The 1,118-nt window shown below is 70.4% G+C and carries 1 protein-coding gene and 1 pseudogene; both read left to right on the top strand.

Annotated elements, in window-relative coordinates; translation table 11 throughout:
* Positions 1-322, top strand: a pseudogene (locus tag NP3_RS50050) (hypothetical protein); the annotation flags it as partial.
* Positions 323-550: 228 nt separating this feature from the next.
* Positions 551-1,118 (top strand): hypothetical protein (locus NP3_RS50045; RefSeq protein WP_218025028.1); only part of this gene is annotated, 568 nt, incomplete at its 3' end.

Below are 1,118 nucleotides of genomic sequence, written 5' to 3'. Positions count from 1 at the left end.
GGGGTGCAGCGGTGTCGCTGTGGGCGCGGACGGTGGCATTGCCGTCGGCGTGGGTCTCGGCGTGGATGGGGGCGGCTGCTGCCTGAGGGCCTGCTATGGGTTCGGCGGTGACGTGGTGGGGTGTGGATTGGGCTGCGCCCGCGCGGTTTTCGGATGCGGTGCGGCGGGATTCGGACGTGTCGCCGGTGCCGTTGCGGAATCGGTCCGGCCCGGGGCGGCCGTCTGTGGTGGTGCGGGCATCGGCGGTGGATGGGATTGTGGACCGGGGGTCTGTGGTGCGGGGCTCGGCGGTCGGTTGTGGGCGGGTCTGTTCGCCGCGTGAGGCTTCCGTGTTGGAGGTTGCGCCGGGGCGCATGTCGGCGGTTGAGGTTGCGCGCGGTGTGGATGGTGTTGCGCCGGTGCGTGCGTCGGGTGCGGGGTGGGTTGGCGCGGTTGCGGGATGTGTAGGAGCAGTGCCGGTTTGGAGTGTGGTCGACGCTGCGGCGGCGCCTGCTTGCGAGGCGGCATTGTCGCCGGAGACGCGCGAACCATCGGCGGTCGTGTTCGAAGTGTGTTCCGCGCCCGCGGGGGTCAGGTCGGCCCGGGTACCGGCATCGAGGCGGCTCTGCCCCTCGCGCGCCGACGCTCCCGCGTGGTCGGCCGACCCGGTACGGTCGCCAGCACCGTTGGACTCGGCATTCGAATTCGCCTGTACCGCAGCCGGATCCGAATGAGTCGCGGCTTCTCCTGCGGGCCGGACGGCACCGTCCGATCCGGTTCCCACCTCCGGATTCCGGGTGCTCGACCGGTCGACTCCACCATCCGCCGTTCCATCGCCGATGCGCTGCGTATCTGTGGAACCATCCGCGTCGGCGCGCGCAGTCGAGGAACTGTCATCCCCCGCACGCGCGGTCACACCGTCATCACCCGCACGCGCGGTCACACCATCGTCACCCGCACGCGCGGTCACACCATCATCACCCGGGTGTGCGGCCAAACCATCATCACCCGGGTGTGCGGCCAAACCATCATCACCCGGGTGTGCGGCCAAACCATCGTCACCCGCACGCGCGGTCACACCATCGTCACCCGCACGCGCGGCCGAACCGTCATCACCCGTGTGCGCGGTCACACCATCG

Origin of the sequence: Nocardia pseudovaccinii NBRC 100343, from assembly GCF_001613225.1 — a bacterium.
Taxonomy (GTDB): domain Bacteria; phylum Actinomycetota; class Actinomycetes; order Mycobacteriales; family Mycobacteriaceae; genus Nocardia; species Nocardia pseudovaccinii.
This window is presented reverse-complemented; position numbering and strand designations above follow the sequence as displayed.